The organism is Acinetobacter sp. TSRC1-2 (assembly GCF_049895885.1).
Taxonomy (GTDB): domain Bacteria; phylum Pseudomonadota; class Gammaproteobacteria; order Pseudomonadales; family Moraxellaceae; genus Acinetobacter.
This window is the reverse complement of record NZ_JAFCTF010000005.1, coordinates 180,837-200,661: the sequence shown is the minus strand read 5'-3', so window position 1 is coordinate 200,661 and position 19,825 is coordinate 180,837. Positions and strand designations below refer to the sequence as shown.

Here is a 19,825-nt window from a genome sequence, read left to right as displayed (position 1 = left end):
AGAAGTGAAACCTCTTTGCGCTGATGGTAGTGTGGGGTTACCCATGTGAGAGTAAGTCATCGCCAGCTCATTATTCCTAAAAAGCCCCGCTTAAATAGCGGGGCTTTTTTTATGCCGGAAGAAAAGGGAATGACCTTATCTGTACAATTCCGCATTCTTTTTAGACTTGTAGTTTGTGAAACAAATAATGCAAAATATTTAGAATAAAAATAGAGTGATATAAAATGAAAAGAAGATAAATATATGGAAAAACAACTAACTATAAAAAAACAGCTGATCTTTTAAATATTCTAAAAATACGATTTGAACAAAATATGCAGCGGCATAAAGCCATGCAATGGTCGAAGATCCAACATAAGTTGGAGGGGAAGCCAAATAAAACGTGCTCATTACATGCAATGGAGCAAACAGGTGGTGAACCTGATGTGGTATTGCATGATCATATTACCGATCAGTATATTTTTATGGATTGTAGTATAGAGAGTCCATTGGACCGTAGAAGCTTATGCTATGACCGGAAAGCATTAGATTCAAGAAAATCCAATAAACCTGAAAATTCAGATCTTGGATCTTGCTTTAGTTATGGGAGTCGAATTGTTAACCGAGCATGAATATTATGAATTGCAAGCGATAGGTTCGATTGATATGAAAACCTCAAGCTGGTTATTTACACCTGATGAAGTCCAAAAAAAAGGTGGTGCTCTTTTTGCTGATAAACGTTATGGACGAGTTTTTGTTTATCACAATGGAGCAGAATTTTATTATGCTTCCCGAGGTTTTCGAGCTTTAGTTAGAGTCTGAAAGAGGTCAAATGAATAGGCATGATTACCTCCTATCTAATAGACAGGAGGATTTTGATTAACTTATAAAGCATCTTTTAATGTGGTGTGATGTTGTTTAACTTGTTGAGCATATTTTTCACCTTGTTTTTTCATTTTACGGTTAGAATTATAGCCTGTAGGCCCAACATTATAATAGGCAAGAGCTTTAGGCCAACTTCCTGCTTTACTGTTATATGAGGCTAAAATATACGTTCCGCAATTAATATTATGATATTCATCACTTAAATCACCTGGACATATCTGTTGCCAGTAGCGTGGAATTACTTGAGTGAGTCCCACAGCACCCGCCGGTGAAATAGCATAGTTTCTATAACTAGATTCTTGTCGAATCATAGCCGCTAATAGTAATGGATCCACAGCATATTTTTCTGCACTTTGAATGATCATTGGAGATACACGATTCGCAGTATCTGGCGCAACAGCATATGCTTTTTGTATACCTGTAGATAATTTAGCAGATCGTTTAGCGACTGAGCCACCATTAAAGGAAGTACAACCGGTAAAAGCTAAGGTAGTAATGACGATAGCTATTGATTTAAATGAAAAAAAATGAATAGTGGAGAGTTTTAAACGTAAACTAGATAAATGATGCGTAATTAACAAGGTTAGAAACCCAAAGTAAAATTTTATTGAAGTTATGCTAGTGGTCTGAGTAGAACGAGTCAAGCGCCAAGACTTTGTATTATTCAAATGATTTATGAAGTATTTTTATAAGTTGATCTTTAAATGATTAAATTTTAAAACTTATGAAAAAACGTGTCCCATTATATTAATGGGACGGGTCTTCTTAGCATATTTAATTAATCCATTTCATGCAAAATCGCCTGATTAAACGCCGGGATGTCATCTGGGCATCGCGAAGTAATTAAAGACCAGTTATTGGTATTGCAACGATGGACTTCTTCATTCACCCAATTCGCACCGGCATTTTCTAAATCTAGTTTTATACTTTTATAAGAAGTTAAATTTTTATCTTTAATTCTTTGAGCATTAATTAATACCCACGGTCCATGACAGATGGCTGCAATCGGTTTGGCATTATCAGTAAAGTGTTGAATAATTTTATGAGCATCTTCATTTAAACGTAGGGTATCTGCATTTACCGTTCCTCCCGGAATCACTAAAATATCGTAATCTTCTGGAGAAACTTTAGATAAAGTGGTTTGCGGAGTATAAGCGGTTGCAGGTTCCTTATCACTCTTAACCGTTTGAACGTCCTTTAGTTCTTCTGCGGCATGAATCACTTCAATGCCTTTTGATTGTAAAAATTCAAATGGTTTAATCAACTCATCTTGTTCTACGCCGACATTAGAAGTAATAAATAATGCTTTCTTAGACATGTTAGTGATCCTGAATTACTTATTGAATATTCAACCTTAACAAGCTGAACTAATGAAGCTGTACAGATTTTGGCTTATTCTTGTTAAGGTTTGAAAATTCTTGGCAAAAATAAGCCCCATCATCATGACGGGGCTTATTTGATATCAGTTACAAGGTATAACTCCTGTTTTACCCTTATCCTTCCTGCTTGCTTATATCGTTTATTATTTTTATTAGGGAAACATCCTACTTCCTGATGTTTTAATCATAAGGTGCATACTAGTTTCAGCATAGACGTCAATAAATACTTTCCATGTAAGCAAATGCTGACAGGACATATTAATAAGATGAGTTAATAGAACCAATCCAATTTAAAAAGTATTATTTTAGAGCGAATACAGATTTAAAAATATGGAAAAATTACAATCTTTTTTCCATCCAGATTTCACAGGCATGACTATGCCCAGTATTACCTTTGGGATGATTTAAATATTCAAAACCTAGCTTTTCATAAAGTTTGACTGCTTGCCAAAGTTCTTTGGTGGTTTCTAAATAACAACATTGAAAACCATGCTGTAAAGAAAACTGAAAAGCTTTTTCTAGAAGTTGCTTGGCAAGTCCTAAGCCTCGAACTTCAGGTAAAAAATACATTTTTTGAATTTCTAGAATAGTGTTATCACCTTTTAATGGAGATAAACCACCGCCACCCAAAATTTCTCCCTGATCATTTTCAATCACCCAATATTGAGCCTTAGGTTGATGATAGACCGTGTATAAATCATCTAAAATGGGATCAGCTACAGCAAAACCTGATTCAGGTGCAAGTCCAAATTCTTGAGAAACTTCGCGAATGATACGTGCAATTTCAGCATTATCTTGTGCTTGAATGGGTCTAACTTGATACATAAGCTTAAATATATAGAAATAAAAAAGGATGGATTTTTATAACGCTATATTTGATAAAAATCCATCTTTTGACCAGTTTTATGCTTTGAAAAAGCGAGAAATTATTTTAATTCACTTGAACTCTTGCCCAATTCACGACGTGCAATAATCAGTTGCTGTATTTGTTGCGTGCCTTCAAAAATATCCAAAATTTTTGAGTCACGTGCCCATTTTTCCAATAATTCATCTTCGTTATAACCTACACTCGCAGCGAGTTCTACGCATTTTAAGGTAATTTCATTACACATGCGTCCAGCTTTTGCCTTAGAAACGGAAGCTTCAGGTGAGTTGGGCTTTTTATTATCTGCCATCCAAGCAGCTTTCATGGTGAGTAAGCGAGCAGCTTCCCACTCAGCTTCCATACGATAAATTTGTGCTGCAATATAAGAGGTTTGCAAATAAGGAGTGGCATAGTTTTCATCTAATTGATCTTTAAAAATTTCTTTAATTCTTTCTAAAGATGCTTTGGCACATCCCACCGCCATTGCAGCGACCAATGGGCGGGTATTGTCAAAAGTTTCCATTACTCCTGCGAAACCTTTGGCAACATCAATTTCAGCATGACCGAGTAGATTTTTGGCAGGCACACGACAGTCAATAAAACTAATCACGGCAGTATCGGATGCTTTAATGCCGAGTTTATGTTCGAGGCGTTCCACCTTCATACCTGTGGTGCCTTTGGGAACTACAAAAGATTTAATCGCAGCGCGTCCAAGTTTTTTATCTAAAGTTGCCCAGACCACAATAGAGTCAGCACGCTCACCAGATGTCACGAAAATCTTTTCACCATTTAAGATGTAATCATCACCGTCTTTTGTGGCGGTAGTACAAATTGCTGCCGAATCAGATCCGCAACCGGGTTCAGTGATGGCCATTGCCGCCCAAGTACCTTTAAAGCGCTCCAACTGTTCGTCATTGGCGACTGCTGCAATGGCCGAATTTCCTAAACCTTGACGTGGCATACTCAGCAATAAGCCGGTATCTCCATAGCACATCTCGATCACCCCAAGTACAGTGGACATATTGACGTCATTTTTATTTCCGACATCGCTGTTGCCGCGTTTTCCGACCGTAGCTCCCGCATTGATGCCTTCGCCACCCTCGTTCATGCCATCAATGAGTGAGGCAAACATGTCTAGTTCCTGGGGATAGCTGTGTTCAGCTTTATCATATTTACGTGAAATGGGGCGCATTACATTTAAAGCTGCTTCATGGGCCTGATCTATTAACATCTTAAATTTTTTAGGATTTTGTAAATTCATTGGCTCGATTCCTTATTGTTATAGATTAAGCATGTAAACCTGAATGTAAAATTGCTGTAGCACGTAAATCGCGATACCAGCGCTCAACAGGATGCTCCTTGGTAAAGCCATGTCCACCCAAAATTTGGACACCATCCGTACCAATTTTCATTGATTTTTCTGCACAGAGTAGGCGTGCTAAATAGGCTTCGCGATGAAACGGTTGACCTGCCTCAGCAAGACTGGCAGCGTTTAAAATCAACATACGCATGGCATCAATTTCAATCGCCATATCTGCAATCATGAAGGCCACACTTTGGCGGTGTGAAATAGGCTCACCAAAAGCAGTACGTTCATTGGCATATTGAATACAGTAAGCTTTTACTGCTTCGCAGGTTCCCACAGCCATCGCACACCACATCAGGTTGCCCAAATCTAAAAACGCAGGGTAATTAAAGTCATCATCACCCAATAATTCAGCAGGGCTATGATTGAAGTGTAATGTTGCGGTTTCTGCAGCTTTTAGACCCATTGCTGAGCTTTTCTTTGCGGTAATACTGCTATCGCGTTTTACAATAAAAACCTCTGGCGAGCCATTCAGTTCAGCATTCACTAAAAATAGATCAGCAGTTTCTCCTAATAGCACTAAAGTTTTTTCTCCATCAATAATATATTGTCCATTGCTCGAGGTGGCCTTGGTTTTTAATTTAAGTGGATTAAAAGCAGGCGTGGCTTCCTGGATGGCAAACGTAGCGTGTATCTCTGCATCATTTGCAAAGCTGGATAAATAGGTAGATTGAATTTTTTCAGAACCCCATTGGGTAATCGCATTAATCACGCTAAAGGTTGAAAGTAAGCCTGCAGTTAAAGTGAAATCACCCTTGGCCAAATGTTCTGCAATTAAAATATTGCTCAAAATATTTTTTTCAGTTGTCACTCCACCCAAAGCTTCGGGAAGTGCGTAGTAATTCAGTCCTAAGTTAGTAGCATGTTGCCAAAGTGCGGTGGGAAATTTTTCATTATTGTCCGCTTGAGCTGCCAATGGATAAAGCACTTCTGATGCAAACTGATCCATCGCATTGCAGGTCATTTGCTGTTCTTCAGTCAAACTTAAATCAAACAATGACTTGTGTTGATTCGGTAAACGTTGCTTGCTGACATGCGAATTGGCTTTAAATACCTTTTGGGTTTTACTTAATGTTTTAAAACCGATTTTTGAACTTTGATATAAAGATTTTTCAAGTAATTTACGTAGTTTGAATTGATCAAGAACCTCGCTACCTGCAATTTTAGTGATCAGTGATAGCCCAAATCCTTGCGCTTTGTTTACCATATTGGTCATTGTTATCGTCCATCGATTTTCGATTCTTTATATTTTTATGCTGACATGTGAAGATCGAAATGACTATGTCATGAATGACAATTAAAGTTGACTTAGATGAATGGTTTGAAATGAATTTTAAATTGATTAAGCGGTTGAATAATAGGTTTTTTTAATCATTAGAAAAGCGAGTTAGAAAGACAAGGTTGACTAGAATGACAATGCAGTCACTCTAGTCAGCATAGATTATAAAAATTTTTCGACCATCTTACGCACATTGGTCTTTGCATCGATCACAGTCATAAAGGTATATGCCCCAATGAATTTACGACTTATAAACATAAATTCTTTCGGTGGAACACTGAAATAACGCGATGCCATTGATTTAGATGCACGTTGCATCACGCGACTATGCAATTGGCTTTTTTTCCAGTCATAACGTTGCTGCTCATCCATGACACCTGCAGGTAAGTCCGGATTATTTGCTGTTGTACTAAAGGCTTCCGTGGCGAGTAAAAACACTTTCGCCATATCTGGCTTAATGCTCTGTGGAATTGAATCAAAGAATTCATAACCCGTCATGGCGCGAACCATTTCATCAAGATTATGATGATAACCGGCTTGGATTAAATTGCGTGCCACACTCAGCAAATGCTCGTCAAATTGACGAATGGCCCCAAAATCTAACAGTACAATTTTATCCTGGCTGTCTTCATTATTGCCTAGACGAACTAAATAGTTACCAAAATTTGGATCGGTCTGCATTTCACCCCATTCAAATATTTCACGTACCGCAATCTCGAGTGAAGCTTCACCAATTTGATTACGACGCTCTTGAGGCAAAGAGAGCATGACAGGACTATTGATCGGTACACCGCGTTCAAAGGTCATGCAAAGAATTTGATCAGTACAATATTCATCAATAATTTGCGGTACGACATAACGCGGATCATCTTTTAAACGTTCAGCGAAACGACGCGTGGTCGCAGCTTCAATGTCATAATTCACTTCACGGTGCATCATTTCACGAACTTCATCAAACCACTGATCAAATTCGCGCGTTTGCGGCACCATGCGGGTCAATTTGAGCATGTTTTTAAACAGGCTCATATCTGAATCAATAGCAGCTGCTACACCCGGATATTGAATTTTAAGTACAATTTCCAAACCATCTGATTTACGGGTGGCGCGATGGACTTGTGCTAAAGATGCTGTGCCGAGTGGTTCACGATCTATGGTTAAATCATTAAGTTTAGAACCCAATTGTTGTTCTAAATGTTCTTTAATTGCTGGCCATGCAAGGGCGATTGTTTGATTATTTAAAGTATTCAGCGCCTGAGTAATTTCTTCAGGTAAAAAATGTTCGCCATAAAGCGCCATCATTTGCCCAATTTTAACGATAGAGCCTTTAAGTTTGCCAATTTCAGAAACAAGATAATTTGCTTGTTCTTTCATGGCTTTTTTACGTTTCTTTTCTTTTTCTGCTTCACTGGAAAACATGGTGGTTGCGCTAGATGCCGCCCATCGCGTTCCTGCTAGTAAGGATGCTTTAGCGATAGATAAACGTCGATCCATAGAGGAGGTTTTGAGTTGTTTAAGCTTATCGTTCTGATCTGACATTAAACAAAATCCTTTAATCAGCAAGTCGCAGAATAATTAATTGTAGCGGATATTACCGTGTATTCACGTATTAAAAAAGTTCAACCTGCTGTACAGAGCATTAATATGCTTAATATTTAATTTATTTTCTATAAAAGCTCCAGTTTGACAAGACGTGGATGCCTTTCACACGAGTGAATTAAATGGGCTATTCAGACTTGTATGAGCCTTGAGAAAGATACTTGCACAGGAAATTGTGTTGTATGTAAATTAAATAAATATTTACATGCGGAATTGAATTTTAATGTCACTTTTTTGCTGCAATATGGTTTTATTATCTTGAAGATGTTTAAAAATCATGGCTTGCACGGTGTCATGTTTAAAACCCAAGGCATAGCCTTTGACAATAATAATACTCGGTAAACTAAAGAACAGATATTTGGCATCATCTTCGGAGGGCGTTGGATAAATTTTATGTTCGATTAAGACTTGTTGAAAAAATTGTTTCTCGTTTTCAACTTGGGCAGAATCGGTATCATTCCAGTAGTTTTGGCGCATTGCCATTAAATTATTGTGTTTGTAGCTCATAACCAGCAGTATTTAGAAAATAATGAAAACTATATAAGGTCACTTTAGATAGATTCAATAGCCAAAATGTTGCAAGGTTTATTGTGCTTTGGCTTTAAATGCGGTGATATAGGAATCTTCACAGGTTTGTTGTAATATTCCTAAATAAATAAAACGAATATTATTTAAATTTGAGTCATTTAAGACAGGGGAATATTATGCGATTTTTACTGCCAGTGATTTTCAGTATGGCTGCTTTGGGTTCAACTTCAGTTTTAGCACAAGGATATTCTGACGAATATAACAAATGTCTAAACACATCTTATGGTCAAACTGAAACAGTCAAAAAATGTGTAGAGAAAGAGTTGAAAAGTCAGGAAAAACGCCTGAACAAATATTATAAGAATTATTTAAAAAACAGTGGGAATAATCAAAGTAATGTCGAGCAGCAACATCGACTCTGGGTAAACCGTGTTAATCAGCAATGCTATTTAAAAGTGACATCGAGCTTGCTTAAAGTCAAACAGGAAAAATGTGTTTTAGAAATGACAATGGAACGTGCTTACTATTATCAAATTAAATAAATTGCTTATAGATTATTGGTTTTAATCTGCTTGAAACGTTATAAAAAACCGATAAAACAAGGTATCATAAGGCGCTTTAAAAAATTTGACCTTGGAGATGCCTTAAGTGGATCAACTGACAATTAGCCCTGAACATTTACAGGAAGCCGCTGAAAACCTCACAACTATTCGTGATTTTATCCGTTTTGGTGTTTCAGCTCTACGTCAATACGATGCACACTTAGGTCAAGGTACTGAAGACTTTTTTGCAGAAAGCTCGGCTTTAGTATTGCAAACACTGGCACTGGACTGGAACGCAAATCCAGAAATTTTAGATGCGAAATTGCTGCCAAGTGAAAAAGCAGAATTTATCAGTCTGCTGGAACGTCGTATCAATGAAAAAGTGCCGACTTCATATTTGTTGAATCTGGCTTATTTCTGCGATAAACCTTATTACGTGGATGAACGTGTACTGATTCCACGTTCACCAATTGCAGAATTAATTAATCAACGCTTTGCACCTTATTGCCTAGATGAAAATGGTCTGGTGCGTGAAGCATTGAATAATCTTCCTGAAAATGATCATCCGCAAATGCCGCGTCGTATTTTAGATATGTGTACCGGTTCGGGCTGTATCGCGATTGCTTTGGCTTATGCTTTCCCTGAATCTGAAGTGGATGCAACCGATATTTCTAAAGAAGCTTTAGAAGTGGCGTCGATTAATGCTGAACATCACAATATGCAATATCAGGTTGCATTGATGGAATCTGATCTATTTTCAAAAATTCCTGCTGAAAATCAATATGATTTAATCGTATCGAATCCACCGTACGTCGATGCTGAAGATATGGCAGATTTACCAGTTGAATTTTTGCATGAGCCAGAACTTGCACTTGCTGCAGGTCAAGATGGTTTGGATTTGGTTCGTAAAATGTTGGCACAAGCTACAGATTATTTAACTGAAAATGGTTTAATTGTCATTGAAGTGGGTAATTCTGAATGGGCAATGAAACAGAATTTTAATACTGTTGATTTCCACTGGTTAACCTTCCAAAAAGGTGGTTCGGGTATTTTTGCTTTAACAGCAGAGCAATGCCGTAAACACCGTGATTTATTTGTACAATCTGTTCAAGCATAAGGAGTTGTGAACATGGCAGGTAATAGTATTGGACAACTGTTCCGTGTAACGACTTGTGGTGAATCTCATGGCGTTGGCCTCATGGCAATTGTCGATGGGGTACCGCCTGGGATTGAACTGACTGAAGCAGATTTACAAAAAGATTTAGACCGCCGCAAACCGGGCACCTCTAAATTCGCCACTCAGCGTAAAGAACCGGATGAAGTGGAAATTATTTCAGGTGTATTTGAAGGTAAAACCACCGGTACATCAATTGGTTTACTGATTCGTAATACCGACCAAAAATCGAAAGATTATGGCAATATCGCGCAAACTTTCCGCCCGGGTCACGCGGATTATACCTATACCCAAAAGTACGGTTTCCGTGATTATCGTGGTGGTGGTCGCTCAAGCGCACGTGAAACAGCAATGCGTGTAGCTGCGGGTGCAATTGCGAAGAAATATTTGGCTGAAAAGTTTGGTATCGTGATTCGTGGTCATGTAACACAAATTGGTACAGAAAAAGCCCATACACTGGATTGGAGTGAAGTGCCAAACAATCCATTTTTCTGTGGCGATGCGAATGCCGTGCTACGTTTTGAAGCTTTAGTGACTTCACTCCGTGAGCAAGGTACAAGCTGTGGTGCGAAATTAGAAATTCTTGCAGAGAATGTGCCAGTGGGTTGGGGCGAGCCAGTTTTTGACCGTCTGGATGCTGATATTGCACATGCGATGATGAGCATCAATGCGGTTAAAGGCGTAGAAATTGGTGATGGTTTTGCGGTTGCAGAACAGTTTGGTCATGAATCGCGCGATGAACTCACTACAGAAGGTTTCCTGGCCAATCATGCTGGCGGGATTCTGGGGGGTATTTCGAGTGGTCAAACCATTCGTGTGGCAATTGCCTTGAAACCAACTGCAAGTATCACCACACCGGGTAAAACCATTAATATCGATCGTGAAGATACGGACGTGTTGACCAAAGGTCGTCATGATCCTTGTGTGGGCGTGCGTGCGACTCCAATTGCTGAAGCCATGTTTGCGATTGTATTGATGGATCACTTCATGCGCCATCGTGCACAAAATGCGGATGTGGTTGTGCCGTTTGCTCCGATTGAGCCTAAGTGAAGTTTGCTCGAACGCAATAAGTTCATAGCTACGCTAGGAACTATGAATAGAAACAAAGCGCTGCTTTATGAACTACAAACTTAGATAAAAAACCAGACTTTAAGTCTGGTTTTTTTATGGATAGAGTTTTGTTTGATGATGCTGTGTGATAATTTTCTTTCAATTCAATTTTTTAGAAAAATAATGAATCAATTACTATATAGACGAGTAAGTACAGATGATGTTGGCCGTTTAGTACTTTTGCTTAATCAGGCATATCGCACGAATACTGGTTTTAGTTGGACAAGTGAACAGGAGATTGTTGCTGGAGATCGAATCAATCATCGTCAGCTATTGGAAAGTTTAAAACAAGATAACTTCTATTTGTTTATTGCTGAAATTTTGGGAAATAAGCAGTCTAATTTAGTCGCCTGTATAGGTTTAACCTTTCAGCAAAATACTGTTTAAATAGGCACTTTTGTGGCAATTCTCAATGGCAAAATCAGTGCATTGGAAAGCAGGTTTTGGAATATGCTGAAAAAAAGACATTAAAAATTTTTTCAGGAGTCAATCAGTATGAAATGTATACACTGGATGCCAGAACAGAGCTGATTCAATTCTATGAAAGATGTGGTTATGTTAAAACGCAGCATACAGCGTCGTATCCCATTCATGCCAATGTAGGGCAGCCGTTGATCGATCTGCAATTACAACATATGTCAAAGCTGGTGCTAAAAGCGACATAAGCTAACGGCTCAAAACAGGGCATCTCATCAATATAATGGCCTGAGTTGAATTATTGAATTAAACTGGTTTTAATTTTAAGTATTTGAAATAAATAATTATTTTTATAGTAATAACAGGGCTTAACAAATAAATGAATTTAGTGCTCGCGAATGGTACAAAAGTTGCTCATATTAATATAAGCAATTATTGCAGGAGAGATGTTCTTCTGTGAACACGCCGAAGGAGCAACGACCCCGGAAACTCTCAGGCAAAAGGACTGTAATAATTTCAAAAATCTGGAGAGAAGCATATAAGAAAATATGCTCACCGAAGGGGATGGTCAGCGTTAAGATTTTAACGTCATGATCGAAGCTCTCAGGTATCAATGACAGATGGGGCTCAGAGAAATGTATACACATTTCCAGGGAGTGTCGTATGTGTCATATCGTTGTGATTGGATCAGGAATTACCGGTGTTACTTCTGCCTATGAGCTGGCGAAATTGGGTTATAAAGTCACTGTCATGGATAAACATTTGTATCCTGCGATGGAAACCTCATTTGCCAATGGTGGACAAATTTCTGCCTGTAATGCAGAAGTCTGGAATCAAAAAGCCACAGTACTGAAAGGTATTAAGTGGATGTCGAATAAAAATGCACCGCTGTTACTCAATCCTTCATTTGACCTGCACAAATATGGCTGGTTAATGGAATTCCTTGGCAATATTAAAAATTACGAAGCAAATACTCGCGATACTGTGAAAATGGCGTTATTAGCCCGTGAACGTTTATTTGCTGTTGCTGAACAGGAAAATATTCAGTTTGATTTGGAAAAGCGTGGAATTCTGCATTTCTACCATGGCAAACTGGATTATGAAGTGGCGACTCGGGTGAATACTTTGCTTATTAATGGAGGTTTAGAGCGAATTGCTATTACACCAGATGAAATTAAAAGCATAGAGCCAAACTTGAAGGGCGAATATTATGGCGGTTTTTACTGTCCTGGAGATGCTACAGGCGATATTCATAAATTTACCAAAGGGCTTGCCTCAGCATCTGAAAAATATGGTGTGAAATACATGTTTGGTATGGAAGTGACGGATGTCAAACATCATGCTAAAGGTGTCACTGTGCTTTACCATGCTAGTAATGAAAATATGCAGTCAGATGCAGCGACAGTTGAATCATTGGAAGCAGATGCTGTGGTGGTTTGTGGTGGGGTAGGAAGCTATCACTTGGCAAATTTACTGGGCGATCGAGTCAATATCTACCCAGTCAAGGGGTATTCGATTACGTTGGATTTGAATGATGAGGACAGCATCAAGAATGCGCCATGGGTAAGCCTGCTTGATGAAAGTTCTAAAATTGTGACTTCACGTTTAGGTGCAGATCGTTTACGCGTTGCAGGAACGGCAGAATTTAATGGTTATAACCGAGATATACGTGCAGACAGAATTCAGCCCTTGATAGATTGGGTGAATAAAAATTTTAATATCAGTACTGAAAATGCTGTGCCTTGGGCAGGTTTACGGCCGATGATGCCCAATATGATGCCGATTGTACGCCGTGGAAAACGTGAGCGGATTTTTTATAATACCGGGCATGGTCATTTAGGCTGGACATTATCTGCAGCTACAGCGGTGATGATTAGTCAGCAAGTGGCTTTGCAACATCCGGTTTAATTACATAGAAACTAAAAAGTGCAACGTGATATGTTGCATTTTTTTTGCCAGTTTAATATATGATTATCAAAAGATTTTCATGAGATGCAAGATAATGAACAAAGTTTGTCCAGTAATTCTTCGGAAAAAAAATCAAATATTGGAAGTTTTACTTTTCAAACATCCGACAACGGGTATTCAGCTTGTAAAAGGTACAATTGAGAAATCAGAACGAATTTTTCAGGCAGCTATACGTGAATTGTATGAAGAATCGGGGATCGTTGTGGAAGAACAACATTGTTATGATTGGGGATCACATCAAATAAGCAATCAAACGTGGTACTTTATTTTTTGTGATACCTCAAGTCAAAATTTAAAGGATCAATGGAGTTATGAAACATTAGACGATTATGGGCATCGTTTTGAGTTTTTCTGGCAAAATATTAATGCATATAACATTCCAGATTTATCTTCCAAATATGTACAAGCTCTGGATTTGATCAGGCAAAAAATGAATCTGGATGTTAAGCAATAAAATATCGCTAATATTCAATTTCCAAAACCACTAATTATATTAAAAAATTAATCATAAACCCGATACACACCAACAAAACGTTCACAGCCTTTCTGTTCGGTCTTGACCGATAAAATTGCTTTATTAAAATTGAACTGATATTTGCAATCATGTTCGTTATCCATGATTTCACTTTTCTTATCGGGTGTTGTATAGGCCAAGAAAGGAATGGTTTGTGTTTCTAATTTATTGTTTGGATTACGGTAGGCGATGCCTTCAATTTTAATTCTGTCTTTGGTGAGTTGATGGACTTGTAAATGCACAGGTTGACTGGCAATTTGCCCATTCTCAAATTTTAAATAATGATTAGTTAAACTCTGATTTAAAGAGGTATAAAAATTAAGATCATCAACACGCAATTCAAATTGTTGCTTATAACAATTCAAACTTTTACATTGCTGTAAACGCTTAAACCATAAAGTGTGGGTATCTTCTAATAAGTGAACCGGTGCATCACTAACCAAAAAAGCAGTAATATAGTGATTGGTCAATTTTTCTCGCGATTCGGCAAAATTTTCAGCACAAATCTGTTTCATTGACGACGTACTGGGACTAGAACAGTCAATTTTTTGAGCATGAGCCAAAGTTGAGCACAAACAGCCAATACTGAATAATGTGCATAATGTTTTAATGAGATTAATTTCGGTATTCACCAGCATGATCGCTTATAATTTCACTATGTTGCGCTGATGTAACTATAGCGAAATAGAAAGCGTGAATACAACATTTCAATCATTTATTTCTTAAGGATGCTCAAAGTGGTCGCACAAATTCGAATTGGTCAGGGAATGGATGTACACGCCTTTGAAGAAGGTGATTTTGTGACTTTGGCAGGGATTAAAATTCCGCATACTCAAGGTTTAAAAGCACATTCAGATGGTGATGTGGTACTTCATGCTTTATGTGATGCTTTGTTAGGCGCTTTGGCTTTAGGCGATATCGGGCAGCATTTTCCCGATACCAATGCGGAATTTAAGGGAGCGGACAGCCGAGTATTGCTGAAACATGTCTATCAACTGATTTTGGATCGTGGTTATGTGTTAAATAATGCCGATATTACAGTTGCCTGTGAGCGTCCAAAACTGGCGAAACATAATCTGGAAATGCGTCAAAGTATTGCAGATGTTCTGGATGTGCATGTCACACAAATTAGTGTTAAAGCAACAACCACTGAAAAATTAGGGTTTACCGGACGTCAGGAAGGAATACTTTCGATGGCAACAGTATTAGTTTCACATCAGCCAAAATGATTTGGATGGATCAACGACTGTTGTAATTCTTTGGTAGCTTTACGCCCTTGCAGTTGTAGGGCTACTGCATGGATGAGACCGGTCCAGGTTTCATTCGGTTCCCAAATGTTATGCATCAGCTCTTGAGCCGTAGGCATGTCCATATCCATATAATATTGACGATATAAATACATCAAACTACTGACATGATAATTCTTGCTGCAATGCACCCACACCATTTGTTCTTGTACTAAATGCGCCAGCATGTCTAAGACCAGTAAACATTGATCATCAGACGGTGTTTCTGACGAAATCGGCAATTGAATATAATTTAAGCCTAACTCTAAACAAATTTTATCTTCATGATCTAAATACTGCTCTGCATCAGACAATCCCATATTTACAATTGTGGTCACGCCGTATTCTTTAATCAGTTTCAACTGTCCAGCAGTGGGCTGAGCTGACGTGAATAGGTGTTCGTGAATAAACTGGAAATTCTCGATGTGGCTTAATGCATTTTCAATTTCATTCATAAGATAAAATCTTTCCTAAGGTTAAAGTAGAAACGCCATCTATCTAGATGGCGTTTTAAATCTCTTAGCGATTTGATAAAACGTCTTTGAGTGCTTCATGCATATCGAGTAGGGCTTTTTCAGTCGTTTCCCAGTCAATACAGCCATCAGTCACTGATTTGCCATATTCAAGATCATCCAGATTGTCAGGAATATCTTGACGACCGCCTTTAAGGTGACTTTCAACCATCAGACCAACAATAGACTTGTTGCCATCTAGAATTTGTTCTGTAATGTTTTTCAATACCAGCGGTTGTAAATATGGGTCTTTGTTTGAGTTGGCATGACTGGCATCAATCATGATTTTGTTGCTGACTTTGGCTTTGGCTAAAGCATTTTCCGCTTCTGCAACAGAACCTGCATCATAGTTCGGTTTGCCATTACCACCACGAAGTACCACGTGTGCATATGGGTTGCCGCTGGTACGAATGACCGAAACCTGACCTTGATCATTCAGCCCAAGGAAACTGTGACCGTGTTTAACCGATTGCATGGCATTGGTCGCAACCGTTAAACCGCCATCTGTACCATTTTTAAAGCCTACAGGTGATGATAGACCTGAAGACATTTCACGATGCGTCTGGCTTTCTGTAGTACGTGCACCAATCGCTGACCATGAAATCAGATCTTGGTAGTACTGAGGTGAGTTAGGATCAAGTGCTTCAGTGGCACAAGGTAATCCTTTTTCATTCAATTCAACCAAAAGCTGACGACCAATACGAAGACCTTTTTCAATATTGAAAGAGTCATTCATGTCAGGGTCATTGATTAAACCTTTCCAGCCTACCGTCGTACGCGGTTTTTCAAAATAAACGCGCATCACGATATAAAGGGTATCTTTAATTTTTTCGCTTAAAACTTTTAAACGATTTGCATACTCATGTGCAGCAACCGTATCGTGAATTGAGCAAGGACCAATCACCACAAATAGACGTTTGTCTTTACCATCTAAGATATTGCGAATGGTTTCACGACCTTTTAGTACGGTTTGATAGGCATGTTCAGTCAGAGGTAACTCTTTTTTTAATTCAGCAGGAGTTACCAAAGGCTGAATGCTTTGTACATTCACGTCGTCGATGTCTGATTGTGTAATAGGATTTGACTGTAGTGTATTCATTGCCGTCACTGGTTCGATCATACAAAAGTTTATTCTCAATCTGAATATAACACGAATGTATGTTCACAATGTTATAAAAAAGATCAATATATAGGTCAAAAAAAAGTGATGAATCGTATAGTTAAATTAAACTTTCATCGATTTTTCAATAATGATCACTTGCGCTGTAGCCGGTTTTTCTACAGCTTTTGCCTTGACCGGATGAAGCATGAAATTCATGCCTAATGCGAATAAGGTAATTCCCAGAATCTTACGGATAATTTTTTCTGGCAGGCGGGAGCTGATTAAAGTTCCAACCACAATGGCAGGAATTGAACCGACCAACAACCATCCAAGTAAATGCAAATCTACATTACCCGAGCTCATGTGTCCAAGTCCTGCGACTAAAGTCAAAAGCACGGCATGGACTACATCGGAACCGATAATACGAATCATGGGTAAATTCGGGAACATCAAAACCAATGCCATGATGCCGAATGCACCTGCACCGACTGAAGACAAGGTCACAAATATACCCAGTACAATACCCATAATCACAATATAAGCACGTTTGTCTTTCGCCTGAAAATTGACCTTTTCTAAATCCTGAGTCATATCCAGAGGTTCATCTTTACGGAACTTGTTAAAGAAGCGCTCAATGTGGCCACGAAAAACAATAGAGACGCCGGTCAGTGTCAGCATAAAGCCTAACACGGTGGTCAGTACTGCTTTATAACTTGAAGACTGGCTTAAATAATTTTCTAGAACCCAATGCGTTGCAAGCGAGGCCGGAATACTTCCCACTGCAAGCCAGATCACAATTGGCCAGACAATATTCATTTTTTTTGCGTGGACAATTGAACCGCAGAATTTAGAAATTGCGGCATACAATAAGTCGGTACCAATCGCGATATGGGGTTCAATTCTAAACAGGCTAATCAGGATAGGGGTCATTAATGAGCCTCCACCAACTCCCGTAATCCCAACACAGAAACCGACCAAAACACCCGCTAAAATAAATTCTAATGGACCAAACATGGTTATATGCCAAATATCAAAAAACGTGCATATGTTATGACTTTTTTATATAAGTCGTTGTCTTGATTGTTGATTTGCTTATTCCAAAAAAAGCTAAAGTAAAATCTGTTTGTAGCAATCTTTTAATTTTTATCTGCTCCAGTGAAACAATATGATCAGTATTGCTATTTTTGCTTAGGTTTAAGCTCATTAATATAAAGAATAAAGATAAAAATCAGCGGAGTTGCGAAAATCCAGAAGCTGACCACACCGATAGAGGAGCCCTCTTTCTGTATCAGAATAAACATTGCTATAGACAGTAACAGTAGACAAATTAAACGTGTTATAGGTGGATATATAGTTAAAAAAGACCATCTGGACAGTCTGGTTTTTTTAATTTGTTTTTCACCAACCTGATACAAACCCCAAGTGCCTAACAGAATGAACAGAAAACTAAAGAGAATATTCATCAGCAGCCTTCCTCTTTATGTTCAGGTTGTACTATCTTAAGTTTAGCTTTTATTTTGCTTTGTGCTTTGAATTGAATCGGCTGGATATTTCTATACAGAAATAGGGCTAATAAAGCAGAAATAATCATAAATAGATCTATCTTAAAGAAGATCCAAAACTCTACGAACCCTTGAGTTAGATTTTGCTGAAGTAGAATAAAAAAATTAAAAATAGGTAAAAGGAAAGCGAAAACTATAAAAATTCCCAATAGAATTTTCCAGAGATGGTACTTCTTTATAGTTAAGCTGAGAAAAAAGCTGAGAAGCCAAACGCTAAAAAAAGTCATTACTTCATAATTTTGTGAACTTTGTAAGATGAATCCAATCCGATTGGCATAAAAGTAGCTGAGTACCGCTATAGGTAAACCAATAATGGCGCTGACATTCAACCTTTGCACCAGATAATGACCTAAATGGAATCTTTCAGTTTTAGTTTGCAGTTGTCGTTTCAAACTCCAAAGCAGTAAACCTGACGCCACCATGGCACAGCCGAGTAAACCCGAAAAAAATAGCGCCAGACGCAACAATGGTTGTGCAAAAGTTGCCATATGTAGTCCATATACACCGGCATTAAGTGTTGCAATTGCACTGTTATTTTTGGTGCTGGATAATTTTTCCCCCGTGACTGCATTTAAGGTGATCTGTGGCTGATTACGGGTAATTGAGTGATCTTTAGCTTCCGTAAAGGTGATTTGTGCTTGAGTAGTGTTCGGGTTTTTTACATTAATAGAACTATATTTAGTTTTGCCCCATTGCTGAATTAAGAGTTGACGTAGTATTTGAATAGACAGCATTTCAGCGGGTCTAGTACTTGCACTGTGTGGAACGGATTTAGAGTTGATTTCATCAAAATATTGATAATTATTCTCAGGATAAAGCTTTTGCATGCCCCAAGGTAAATATAGATAAAAGAAAATGGCCAAGCCGGTAAAAGTAAGGGTTAGAAAGAAGGGTAAGGCAATAACAGAGCTGACATTGTGAAAATCCAGATAGGAGCGTTGCCCTTTAAATGCACGTAAAGTAAAGAAATCGGTGAGAATTTTTTTATGAGTAATGATGCCGGAAATGAGAGCAATCAGCATGATAAAGGCTGTTAGTGAAACGATTAACCGGCCGACTAAAATAGGCACGCCAAACAGTTGAAAGTGGAATTGATAGAAAAAATCTCCGCCTTGTGTTTGTGCCAGATTTAGCTCTATTCCTGTATTTGGATTTAAAGTCTTGCTTTCATAAGCGCCGTCGGACTTTTGCCAATACAGTTGGTTCACCGGTTTTTGCTCGTTTGCGACATTAATAAACCATGTCTTGGCATCAGGCGCATGTTGTTCTAAATACTGATATGCCGTTTGTATGGCGGTATCTTGATTAACCTGGATGTGCGCAAGTGAAGGCTGCATCCATAAACTAATGTCATGACGATAATAAGACAGCGACCCCATCAGAAAGATGGCAAACAATAACCAGCCAAAAATCAGACCTGTCCATGAATGTAACCAAGCCATAGATTGGCGTATCGATTTTTGCATGACTTAACCTGCGATCCAGTAAATGGCAGAAAGACCAGCAGCCAAACTGATGCTGATGAAACTTAACTTATGTAAAGAGCGAATGCAGAAACTGCTAATGACAAAACTGACACAGAATAAAATACTAATGAATGCCGCCAGATAGATGGCTTCTGCCTTGGGCAGTGAAGAGTTTAACAGTACCGTTAAGTTGCTGGCTAACAACGCGGTGCAGGCATAACCGAGCAGAAAGGCGATGATAAAGCGGTAGAGCACAGCAAAGCGATATTGAATAGCAGTTTTTAAGATCATAGAA

The 19,825-nt window shown here is 38.4% G+C and carries 21 protein-coding genes, 1 pseudogene and 1 riboswitch; of the genes and pseudogenes, 9 read left to right on the top strand and 13 right to left on the bottom strand.

All coding sequences use genetic code 11. From position 1 onward, the window contains the following. Positions 1-239: 239 nt before the first annotated feature. A pseudogene (locus tag ACP69Y_RS07810) lies at positions 240-801 on the top strand (DUF4256 domain-containing protein). 62 nt (positions 802-863) lie between these two features. Here the strand turns inward: ACP69Y_RS07810 and ACP69Y_RS07805 are convergent. The 7 genes from ACP69Y_RS07805 to ACP69Y_RS07775 all read right to left on the bottom strand — a co-directional run bounded on the left by ACP69Y_RS07805 (position 864) and on the right by ACP69Y_RS07775 (position 7,856). Beyond that, positions 864-1,445: a lytic transglycosylase domain-containing protein gene (locus tag ACP69Y_RS07805; protein WP_425917635.1), complete on the bottom strand. Its 582-nt coding sequence runs from the start codon at positions 1,443-1,445 to the stop codon at positions 864-866. Between the two features lie 197 nt (positions 1,446-1,642). After that, complete coding sequence (locus tag ACP69Y_RS07800) at positions 1,643-2,182, bottom strand: type 1 glutamine amidotransferase domain-containing protein (protein ID WP_425917634.1); 540 nt, start codon at positions 2,180-2,182, stop codon at positions 1,643-1,645. Between the two features lie 400 nt (positions 2,183-2,582). Next, complete coding sequence (locus ACP69Y_RS07795; protein WP_425917633.1) at positions 2,583-3,068, bottom strand: GNAT family N-acetyltransferase; 486 nt, start codon at positions 3,066-3,068, stop codon at positions 2,583-2,585. A gap of 101 nt (positions 3,069-3,169) precedes the next feature. Continuing rightward, positions 3,170-4,369, bottom strand: a complete 1,200-nt coding sequence (locus tag ACP69Y_RS07790; RefSeq protein ID WP_425917632.1) for an acyl-CoA dehydrogenase family protein — start codon at positions 4,367-4,369, stop codon at positions 3,170-3,172. Between the two features lie 25 nt (positions 4,370-4,394). Beyond that, positions 4,395-5,681 carry an acyl-CoA dehydrogenase family protein gene (locus tag ACP69Y_RS07785; protein WP_425917648.1) on the bottom strand — a complete coding sequence of 429 codons (1,287 nt, stop codon included), beginning with the start codon at positions 5,679-5,681 and terminating at the stop codon, positions 4,395-4,397. A gap of 234 nt (positions 5,682-5,915) precedes the next feature. Next, positions 5,916-7,289: an ABC1 kinase family protein gene (locus ACP69Y_RS07780; RefSeq protein WP_425917630.1), complete on the bottom strand. Its 1,374-nt coding sequence runs from the start codon at positions 7,287-7,289 to the stop codon at positions 5,916-5,918. Positions 7,290-7,550: 261 nt separating this feature from the next. Continuing rightward, the gene (locus ACP69Y_RS07775; protein WP_425917629.1) at positions 7,551-7,856 is read right to left on the bottom strand and encodes a hypothetical protein; all 306 of its coding nucleotides are present in this window, start codon (positions 7,854-7,856) and stop codon (positions 7,551-7,553) included. A 197-nt stretch (positions 7,857-8,053) separates the two neighbouring features. Here ACP69Y_RS07775 and ACP69Y_RS07770 point away from each other — a divergent pair, with 197 nt between their 5' ends. From ACP69Y_RS07770 to ACP69Y_RS07740, 7 genes are all read left to right on the top strand, one after another. After that, the gene (locus ACP69Y_RS07770; RefSeq protein WP_425917627.1) at positions 8,054-8,419 is read left to right on the top strand and encodes a lysozyme inhibitor LprI family protein; all 366 of its coding nucleotides are present in this window, start codon (positions 8,054-8,056) and stop codon (positions 8,417-8,419) included. A gap of 106 nt (positions 8,420-8,525) precedes the next feature. After that, positions 8,526-9,536 carry a 50S ribosomal protein L3 N(5)-glutamine methyltransferase gene (prmB, locus tag ACP69Y_RS07765; protein WP_425917625.1) on the top strand — a complete coding sequence of 337 codons (1,011 nt, stop codon included), beginning with the start codon at positions 8,526-8,528 and terminating at the stop codon, positions 9,534-9,536. A 12-nt stretch (positions 9,537-9,548) separates the two neighbouring features. After that, on the top strand, positions 9,549-10,643 hold the full coding sequence (gene aroC / locus ACP69Y_RS07760; protein WP_425917623.1) for a chorismate synthase: 1,095 nt from the start codon (positions 9,549-9,551) through the stop codon (positions 10,641-10,643). A 183-nt stretch (positions 10,644-10,826) separates the two neighbouring features. Beyond that, complete coding sequence (locus ACP69Y_RS07755; protein ID WP_425917621.1) at positions 10,827-11,090, top strand: hypothetical protein; 264 nt, start codon at positions 10,827-10,829, stop codon at positions 11,088-11,090. 113 nt (positions 11,091-11,203) lie between these two features. Then, positions 11,204-11,368, top strand: a complete 165-nt coding sequence (locus ACP69Y_RS07750; protein WP_425917619.1) for a hypothetical protein — start codon at positions 11,204-11,206, stop codon at positions 11,366-11,368. Positions 11,369-11,548: 180 nt separating this feature from the next. Next, positions 11,549-11,638: riboswitch (glycine riboswitch) on the top strand. Positions 11,639-11,783: 145 nt separating this feature from the next. Further along, on the top strand, positions 11,784-13,028 hold the full coding sequence (locus ACP69Y_RS07745) for a D-amino acid dehydrogenase (RefSeq protein WP_425917618.1): 1,245 nt from the start codon (positions 11,784-11,786) through the stop codon (positions 13,026-13,028). Between the two features lie 94 nt (positions 13,029-13,122). After that, entirely contained in the window at positions 13,123-13,542 is a 420-nt protein-coding gene (locus ACP69Y_RS07740; RefSeq protein WP_425917616.1) for an NUDIX domain-containing protein, read from the top strand. 47 nt (positions 13,543-13,589) lie between these two features. Here ACP69Y_RS07740 and ACP69Y_RS07735 read toward each other — a convergent pair whose 3' ends face one another. Then, entirely contained in the window at positions 13,590-14,240 is a 651-nt protein-coding gene (locus ACP69Y_RS07735) for an A1S_1983 family putative colistin resistance protein (protein ID WP_425917614.1), read from the bottom strand. A 99-nt stretch (positions 14,241-14,339) separates the two neighbouring features. Between ACP69Y_RS07735 and ispF the strand changes: the two genes are divergently transcribed. Next, on the top strand, positions 14,340-14,831 hold the full coding sequence (gene ispF, locus ACP69Y_RS07730; RefSeq protein ID WP_425917612.1) for a 2-C-methyl-D-erythritol 2,4-cyclodiphosphate synthase: 492 nt from the start codon (positions 14,340-14,342) through the stop codon (positions 14,829-14,831). Here the strand turns inward: ispF and ACP69Y_RS07725 are convergent. The 5 genes from ACP69Y_RS07725 to ACP69Y_RS07705 all read right to left on the bottom strand — a co-directional run bounded on the left by ACP69Y_RS07725 (position 14,819) and on the right by ACP69Y_RS07705 (position 19,821). Continuing rightward, positions 14,819-15,343, bottom strand: a complete 525-nt coding sequence (locus ACP69Y_RS07725) for a protein tyrosine phosphatase family protein (protein WP_425917610.1) — start codon at positions 15,341-15,343, stop codon at positions 14,819-14,821. The genes ispF and ACP69Y_RS07725 overlap by 13 nt on opposite strands. A 64-nt stretch (positions 15,344-15,407) precedes the next feature. Then, on the bottom strand, positions 15,408-16,499 hold the full coding sequence (locus ACP69Y_RS07720; RefSeq protein WP_425917608.1) for a 3-deoxy-7-phosphoheptulonate synthase: 1,092 nt from the start codon (positions 16,497-16,499) through the stop codon (positions 15,408-15,410). A 126-nt stretch (positions 16,500-16,625) separates the two neighbouring features. Next, positions 16,626-17,516, bottom strand: coding sequence for a sulfite exporter TauE/SafE family protein (locus ACP69Y_RS07715; protein WP_425917606.1), 891 nt, complete (start codon positions 17,514-17,516; stop codon positions 16,626-16,628). A gap of 448 nt (positions 17,517-17,964) precedes the next feature. After that, positions 17,965-19,530: a PepSY-associated TM helix domain-containing protein gene (locus ACP69Y_RS07710; RefSeq protein ID WP_425917605.1), complete on the bottom strand. Its 1,566-nt coding sequence runs from the start codon at positions 19,528-19,530 to the stop codon at positions 17,965-17,967. Positions 19,531-19,533: 3 nt separating this feature from the next. Continuing rightward, positions 19,534-19,821 (bottom strand): hypothetical protein, encoded by a 288-nt coding sequence (locus ACP69Y_RS07705; protein WP_425917603.1) that lies wholly within the window; start codon positions 19,819-19,821, stop codon positions 19,534-19,536. Positions 19,822-19,825: the final 4 nt, after the last annotated feature.

Excerpts from the sequence above, each read along its gene's own strand:
- ACP69Y_RS07800 (WP_425917634.1), bottom strand. The coding sequence starts at position 2,182 with ATGTCTAAGAAAGCATTATTTATTACTTCTAATGTCGGCGTAGAACAA.
- ACP69Y_RS07795 (WP_425917633.1), bottom strand. The coding sequence starts at position 3,068 with ATGTATCAAGTTAGACCCATTCAAGCACAAGATAATGCTGAAATTGCA.
- ACP69Y_RS07790 (WP_425917632.1), bottom strand. The coding sequence starts at position 4,369 with ATGAATTTACAAAATCCTAAAAAATTTAAGATGTTAATAGATCAGGCC.
- ACP69Y_RS07785 (WP_425917648.1), bottom strand. The coding sequence starts at position 5,681 with ATGGTAAACAAAGCGCAAGGATTTGGGCTATCACTGATCACTAAAATT.
- ACP69Y_RS07780 (WP_425917630.1), bottom strand. The coding sequence starts at position 7,289 with ATGTCAGATCAGAACGATAAGCTTAAACAACTCAAAACCTCCTCTATG.
- ACP69Y_RS07775 (WP_425917629.1), bottom strand. The coding sequence starts at position 7,856 with ATGAGCTACAAACACAATAATTTAATGGCAATGCGCCAAAACTACTGG.
- ACP69Y_RS07770 (WP_425917627.1), top strand. The coding sequence starts at position 8,054 with ATGCGATTTTTACTGCCAGTGATTTTCAGTATGGCTGCTTTGGGTTCA.
- aroC (WP_425917623.1), top strand. The coding sequence starts at position 9,549 with ATGGCAGGTAATAGTATTGGACAACTGTTCCGTGTAACGACTTGTGGT.
- ACP69Y_RS07755 (WP_425917621.1), top strand. The coding sequence starts at position 10,827 with ATGAATCAATTACTATATAGACGAGTAAGTACAGATGATGTTGGCCGT.
- ACP69Y_RS07750 (WP_425917619.1), top strand. The coding sequence starts at position 11,204 with ATGTATACACTGGATGCCAGAACAGAGCTGATTCAATTCTATGAAAGA.
- ACP69Y_RS07745 (WP_425917618.1), top strand. The coding sequence starts at position 11,784 with ATGTGTCATATCGTTGTGATTGGATCAGGAATTACCGGTGTTACTTCT.
- ACP69Y_RS07740 (WP_425917616.1), top strand. The coding sequence starts at position 13,123 with ATGAACAAAGTTTGTCCAGTAATTCTTCGGAAAAAAAATCAAATATTG.
- ACP69Y_RS07735 (WP_425917614.1), bottom strand. The coding sequence starts at position 14,240 with ATGCTGGTGAATACCGAAATTAATCTCATTAAAACATTATGCACATTA.
- ACP69Y_RS07725 (WP_425917610.1), bottom strand. The coding sequence starts at position 15,343 with ATGAATGAAATTGAAAATGCATTAAGCCACATCGAGAATTTCCAGTTT.
- ACP69Y_RS07720 (WP_425917608.1), bottom strand. The coding sequence starts at position 16,499 with ATGAATACACTACAGTCAAATCCTATTACACAATCAGACATCGACGAC.
- ACP69Y_RS07715 (WP_425917606.1), bottom strand. The coding sequence starts at position 17,516 with ATGTTTGGTCCATTAGAATTTATTTTAGCGGGTGTTTTGGTCGGTTTC.
- ACP69Y_RS07710 (WP_425917605.1), bottom strand. The coding sequence starts at position 19,530 with ATGCAAAAATCGATACGCCAATCTATGGCTTGGTTACATTCATGGACA.
- ACP69Y_RS07705 (WP_425917603.1), bottom strand. The coding sequence starts at position 19,821 with ATGATCTTAAAAACTGCTATTCAATATCGCTTTGCTGTGCTCTACCGC.